Origin of the sequence: Streptomyces beijiangensis, from assembly GCF_017315755.1 — a bacterium.
Classification (GTDB): domain Bacteria; phylum Actinomycetota; class Actinomycetes; order Streptomycetales; family Streptomycetaceae; genus Streptomyces; species Streptomyces beijiangensis.
In genome coordinates this window covers 1-5,543 of sequence record NZ_JAFLRJ010000055.1, presented here as the reverse complement: position 1 = coordinate 5,543, position 5,543 = coordinate 1, and the positions used below count along the sequence as shown (strand labels likewise).

Genomic DNA, 5,543 nt, shown 5'->3' with positions numbered 1-5,543 from the left:
CCCCCATGACGACGGATGACTTCGCCCTCTCCTTCGACGCGGTGGCAGCCCAGTACGCCGCAGCCCGCCCCGGCTACCCCCCGGCCCTCTTCGACGCAGTCGAAGCAATGGCCGACCAGCCGCTCAAAGGGGCCAGGGTCTACGACATAGGCGCCGGCACCGGCATAGCAACCCGCCTCCTCCGAGACAGAGGCGCGCACGTCACAGCCGTGGAGCCGGGCCCCCAAATGGCCGCCCAACTGCACCAGGGCCTCCCCGACGTCCCCCTCGTCCGCGGCGACGGAAACCACCTGCCCCTGCTCTCGGGCTCGGCGGACTTCATCACCTACGCCCAGTCCTGGCACTGGACCGACCCGGCCCGCTCGATCCCCGAGGCCCTCCGCGTGCTGGCCCCGCGCGGCGCCCTGGCCCTCTGGTGGAACATCCCGGACCCGGCCACCGCCTGGTCCGCGGCCCAGGAGGACCGCCTCAAGAAGCGATGCCCCGGCTACCACAGTCACGGCATCGCACCCGAGGCCCCCGGCATCATCAAGAACCTCGACCACGCCCTGAACCCGGCCTTCCGCCTCCTGCACTGGAAGCGGACAGTCCCTCTCGACACGCACCTCGCCCACCTGGGCAGCCGCTCCTACTTCGCGACGATGGGCCCGCAGGTCACGGAGGCCGCCCTCGCCCAGGAGCGCGCCGAACTCCTCAGCGTCTTCCCCGACGGCCAGGTCGAGGAGGCGTACGCACTGGACGTCACGGTCGTACGGAAACCAGCCTGACCGGCGCCCCAAAGCGCCCCGACCGGCGCCCAGCTCAGCGCCGCCCGCCTCCGTACCGCCCGACCAGCCCGACGACACCGCCCACAACAACCCCGCGCCAAAGCCCGTCGCCCACACTCGTGAAGAAACTTTCCGAGCCGACCAGCTGCCGCACCACCACATCGCTGAAGGCCATCAGCGCGGCAGGCACCGCCGCGACCCGCCAGGGATGAGCCGCGGCCCAGCGCCGTATCCGATGATCGGAGCCGGCCCCGCCACGCCTGCCGAGCACCGCCCCCGCGCCGCCCACCACGAAGAAGAGCGTCAGGGTGACGGAGAGGGCCCCGGCCACCACGCCGGCCCCGATCCCGTCGGCGATGGTCCCGATGCCGAGCGAGACGGCCCCGCCCAGCGCACCGACCACCGACGCGGCCCGCCAGGGCCCGAGCGTCGCGGAGGCGACAGCCAGACTGCGCCCCTCCGCCTTGCTGATCCCACTGTTCTGCGTCATAAATCCACAGTCCGCCTCTCCCTCCCCCCGCCGCCATGGGGGATGACCCTGACGCACCCCTGACGCGCCCCTGAACCCCTCGAAGCCTTGACGCGGCATGCCTTCGGGCGCATTATTCACCGCATGATGAATAAACCGTCGGACGCCGTCACGGCCCGCGGCCTCAGCGTCATCCGCGGCCCCCGCACCGTCCTGCACGACCTGCACTTCTCCGTCCCCCGAGGCCAGATCACCGGCCTCCTAGGCCCGTCGGGCTGCGGCAAATCCACGCTGATGCGCGCGATCGTCGGCACCCAGGCCAAGGTCACCGGCACCCTGGACGTCCTCGGCCTCCCCGCAGGCTCCCCACCCCTGCGCGCCCGCATCGGCTACGTCACCCAGACGCCCTCCGTCTACGCCGACCTCACCGTCCACCAGAACCTCGACTACTTCGCCGCGATCCTCACCCCCGGCCGCAGGGCAGCGGCCCGACGCCGTACGGACGTCACCCGCGCGATCACCGCCGTCGACCTCACCACCCACGCCGACGCCCTCGCCAAGAACCTCTCCGGCGGCCAGCTGAACCGCGTCTCCCTGGCCGTGGCGCTCCTCGGTTCCCCCGAAATCCTGGTCCTCGACGAACCCACGGTCGGCCTGGACCCCGTACTCCGCCGCGACCTGTGGACCCTCTTCCACGACATCGCCGCCCAGGGCACCACGATCCTCGTCTCCTCCCACGCCATGGACGAGGCCGAACGCTGCCACCGCCTGCTCCTCCTCCGCGAAGGCACGCTGCTGGCCGACGAAACCCCGCAGGGAATCCTTACCCGCACCCGCACGACCACAGTCGAAGAAGCCTTCCTCCACCTGGTCGACGAAGCCGCCACGGAGGCCGCCGCAGAGACCACTCCCAAGGAGCCGGCCCGATGAACGCCGCCCGCACCACAGCCACCGCCCTGCGCGTCCTGCGCCAGCTGCGCCACGACCCGCGCTCGATCGCGCTCCTCCTCGCGGTCCCCTGCGTGATGCTCCTGCTGCTCCGGTACGTGTTCGACGGCAGCCCCCGCACCTTCAACTCCATCGGGGCCTCGCTCCTCGGCATCTTCCCGCTGATCACGATGTTCCTGGTGACCTCCATCGCGACCCTCCGCGAACGCACATCGGGCACCCTGGAACGCCTCCTCGCCATGCCCCTCGCGAAGGGGGACCTGATCGGCGGCTACGCCCTCGCGTTCGGCGCCGTGGCCGTGGTCCAGTCGGCACTCGCCACCGCCCTCGCCCTCTGGGGCCTGGGCCTGGACGTCACCGGCGCCCCCGGCCTGCTCCTCCTGATCGCCCTCCTGGACGCCCTGCTCGGCACCGCGCTCGGCCTCTTCGTCTCCGCGTTCGCGACGTCCGAGTTCCAGGCGGTCCAGTTCATGCCGGCCGTGATCTTCCCCCAGCTGCTGCTCTGCGGCCTGTTCGCCCCGCGCGCCAGCATGCAGCCGGTCCTGGAGGCGATCTCGTACGCCTTCCCGATGTCGTACGCGGTCGACGGCATGACCCAGGTCCTCACCCACCCCGATGTCACCTCCGCCTTCTTCCGCGACACGGCGGTCGTCATCGCCTGCGCCCTGGCGGTCCTGGTCCTCGGCGCGGCCACCCTCCGCCGCCGCACCCCCTGAAAGAGATCCACCCTTCGGACGCCGCACCCCACCCGCCACCCCCAGTGCGAGGATGACCAGCACAACAGCAAGGCAGGCCCCCCAGCGGCGAGGTGAACAGAGCCATGGCCACGACCCAGACAGTCGCAGTCCTCGGTACGGGAAAGATCGGCGAGGCACTCCTCTCCGGCATGATCCGCGCGGGCTGGCACCCCACCAACCTCCTGGTCACCACCCGCCGCCCGGACCGCGCCGAAGAGCTCCGCACCCGCTACGGCGTGGAAGCGGTCACCAACGCCGAGGCCGCCAAGCGGGCGGAGACCCTGATCCTGGCGGTCAAGCCGCAGGACATGGGAAAGCTCCTCGACGAACTGGCCCCGCACACCACCGCGGACCACCTCCTCATCAGCGCGGCGGCGGGCATCCCGACCACGTTCATCGAGGAGCGCCTCCCGCACGAGACGCCAGTGGTCCGGGTCATGCCGAACACCCCCGTCCTCGTCGACGAAGGCATGTCGGTCATCTCGGCAGGCACGCACGCGACCCCCGCGCACCTGGCCCACACCACGGAGATCTTCGGAGCGGTGGGCAAGACCCTCCGCGTCCCCGAGTCCCAGCAGGACGCGGCCACCGCGCTCTCCGGCTCGGGTCCGGCGTACTTCTACTACCTGGTCGAAGCGATGACCGACGCCGGAATCCTCCTCGGCCTCCCGCGCGCCCAGGCCCACGACCTGATCGTCCAGGCGGCGATCGGCGCAGCGGTGATGCTCCGCGACAGCGGCGAACACCCGGTGAAGCTCCGCGAAGCGGTGACGAGCCCCGCGGGCACCACCATCAGCGCAATCCGTGAACTCGAGAACCACGGCGTACGAGCAGCCCTCATCAACGCCCTGGAGGCAGCCCGCGACCGCAGTCGCGAACTGGCCTCCGGCAACGGCTGACCAGGCAGCTCAGCGCGCCAGCAGCCCGATGGCCGCGTACGCCGCATCCACGGTAGGCCGAGCGAGCCCCCTGGCCCGCTCGGCCCCCGCCCTCAGCACGGACTCCACATGACCGGGATCGGCGGCCAGCTCCGCATGCCGCTCCTGTACGGGCCGGAGCAGCTCCACCACCGCATCGGCGACGTCCCGCTTCAACGCCCCGTAGCCCGAGTACTGCGCCGCGAGCTCACCGGGCTCCTTCCCGGTACAGGCCGACAGGATCTCCAGCAGATTGGCGACGCCGGGGCTCTTCTCCCGGTCGTACACGACATCGCTCGCCGCATCCGTCACCGCCCGCATGACCTTCTTGCGTACGACGTCGGCGTCATCGAGCAGATAGACGATCCCCGGCCCCGAGGCCAGCGACTTCCCCATCTTCCCCGTGGGGTCCTGCAGATCCATGACTCGCGCGGCCACCGTCGGCCGGGTGGCCCGGGGCACCACAAAGGTCTGCCCGTACCGCTGGTTGAACCGCACCGCCAGATCCCGCGCGAGCTCGACGTGCTGCGTCTGGTCGTCGCCCACCGGCACTTCGTCGGTCCCGTACGCCAGGATGTCGGCCGCCATCAGCGCCGGATAGGTGAGCAGCGACAGCCGCACACTCTCCCCGCGCTCCCGTGCCTGCGCGGTCTTCTCCTTGTACTGGATCATGCGCCGCATCTCGCCGTCGGAAGCGGTGCACTCCATCAGATACGACAGCCGCGCATGCTCATCCACATGGCTCTGTACGAACACCACGCACTGCTCCGGATCCAATCCCGAGGCCAGCAGCAACGTCGCCGCCTGCCGACTGAGCCGCCGCACCCGCGCAGGATCGTGCTCCATGGTCAGCGCATGGAGGTCCACCACACAGAACAGCGCGTCGGACCGGTGCTGGTCGACCTCGGCCCACTGCCGGACCGCGCCCAGGTAGTTGCCCAGCGTCAGATGCCCTGTCGGCTTGACCCCACTGAAAACCCGCGTCATCTCTCTACCTCCTGGATCGAGCCCGCCACCACCAGCGGCCGAGCTCCCGGAGGGAGATACAGAAACGGCCGCCGAAGCGGCGGCCGTTGAGTACATGCGTAAGGGCCGGCCGCCGTCAGGCGGCCCACCACTGAAGGATGCACGCATGCGTTGTCATGCCTCCCACCCTAGCGACCCGGCCCCGGCTTGACACGGGTTTCACGCATCCGTAATGTTCTCCGAGCTGTCCGAAGTGAGTGCCAACCCCGGTTGGTCCCCGGACAGCCATCTCGCAACAACCATTCGAACGAACGACTTGTCGTTTCATTCCTGTGCGTCTGCGCGAAATGAGGATTCGCCCCCGATTAGCGTCGGAGGCAGGGAATCCGCTAAAGTCTCACTCGTCGGAACGGCCCAACAGCCGGAAAGACACAGCAGGTTGAAAGTCCCGCTGACTGGGAATCAGGCCCGAAAGGATCTGATAGAGTCGGAAACGCAAGACCGAATGGGAAGCGCCCGGAGGAAAGCCTGAGAGGGTGAGTACAAAGGAAGCGTCCGTTCCTTGAGAACTCAACAGCGTGCCAAAAGTCAACGCCAGATATGTTGATACCCCGGCCCACTTCGGTGGGTTGGTGGTTCCTTTGAAAAAGCCCTTCCCTTTGCCGGGAAGGCAACACAGCGAGGACGCAGTGAACGGTCGGCCTTATTCCGGCATGACCGTTCCGCTCTTCCGATGTGT

The 5,543-nt window shown here is 69.3% G+C and carries 6 protein-coding genes; 4 read left to right on the top strand and 2 right to left on the bottom strand.

Annotation, left to right across the window (positions count from 1 at the left end; genetic code table 11):
• Window positions 1-5 precede the first annotated feature (5 nt).
• Window positions 6-767: a class I SAM-dependent methyltransferase gene (locus tag J0695_RS06375; protein ID WP_206960854.1), complete on the top strand. Its 762-nt coding sequence runs from the start codon at window positions 6-8 to the stop codon at window positions 765-767.
• Between the two features lie 34 nt (window positions 768-801).
• Here J0695_RS06375 and J0695_RS06370 read toward each other — a convergent pair whose 3' ends face one another.
• On the bottom strand, window positions 802-1,257 hold the full coding sequence (locus J0695_RS06370; protein WP_206960853.1) for a hypothetical protein: 456 nt from the start codon (window positions 1,255-1,257) through the stop codon (window positions 802-804).
• 123 nt (window positions 1,258-1,380) lie between these two features.
• Here J0695_RS06370 and J0695_RS06365 point away from each other — a divergent pair, with 123 nt between their 5' ends.
• The 3 genes from J0695_RS06365 to proC all read left to right on the top strand — a co-directional run bounded on the left by J0695_RS06365 (window position 1,381) and on the right by proC (window position 3,820).
• Window positions 1,381-2,166 carry an ABC transporter ATP-binding protein gene (locus J0695_RS06365; protein WP_206960852.1) on the top strand — a complete coding sequence of 262 codons (786 nt, stop codon included), beginning with the start codon at window positions 1,381-1,383 and terminating at the stop codon, window positions 2,164-2,166.
• Window positions 2,163-2,900: an ABC transporter permease gene (locus J0695_RS06360; RefSeq protein WP_206960851.1), complete on the top strand. Its 738-nt coding sequence runs from the start codon at window positions 2,163-2,165 to the stop codon at window positions 2,898-2,900. The genes J0695_RS06365 and J0695_RS06360 overlap by 4 nt, the downstream gene beginning before the upstream one ends.
• 104 nt (window positions 2,901-3,004) lie before the next feature.
• A complete protein-coding gene (gene proC, locus J0695_RS06355) occupies window positions 3,005-3,820 on the top strand; it encodes a pyrroline-5-carboxylate reductase (protein WP_206960850.1) in 816 nt (271 codons plus the stop codon).
• A gap of 9 nt (window positions 3,821-3,829) precedes the next feature.
• Here proC and trpS read toward each other — a convergent pair whose 3' ends face one another.
• Complete coding sequence (gene trpS / locus J0695_RS06350; RefSeq protein WP_206960849.1) at window positions 3,830-4,825, bottom strand: tryptophan--tRNA ligase; 996 nt, start codon at window positions 4,823-4,825, stop codon at window positions 3,830-3,832.
• Window positions 4,826-5,543 lie beyond the last annotated feature (718 nt).

Bases quoted from the DNA above. Each gene is read 5' to 3' on its own strand.
- J0695_RS06375 (WP_206960854.1), top strand. From the start codon at position 6: ATGACGACGGATGACTTCGCCCTCTCCTTCGACGCGGTGGCAGCCCAG.
- J0695_RS06370 (WP_206960853.1), bottom strand. From the start codon at position 1,257: ATGACGCAGAACAGTGGGATCAGCAAGGCGGAGGGGCGCAGTCTGGCT.
- J0695_RS06365 (WP_206960852.1), top strand. From the start codon at position 1,381: ATGATGAATAAACCGTCGGACGCCGTCACGGCCCGCGGCCTCAGCGTC.
- proC (WP_206960850.1), top strand. From the start codon at position 3,005: ATGGCCACGACCCAGACAGTCGCAGTCCTCGGTACGGGAAAGATCGGC.
- trpS (WP_206960849.1), bottom strand. From the start codon at position 4,825: ATGACGCGGGTTTTCAGTGGGGTCAAGCCGACAGGGCATCTGACGCTG.
- J0695_RS06360 (WP_206960851.1), top strand. From the start codon at position 2,163: ATGAACGCCGCCCGCACCACAGCCACCGCCCTGCGCGTCCTGCGCCAG.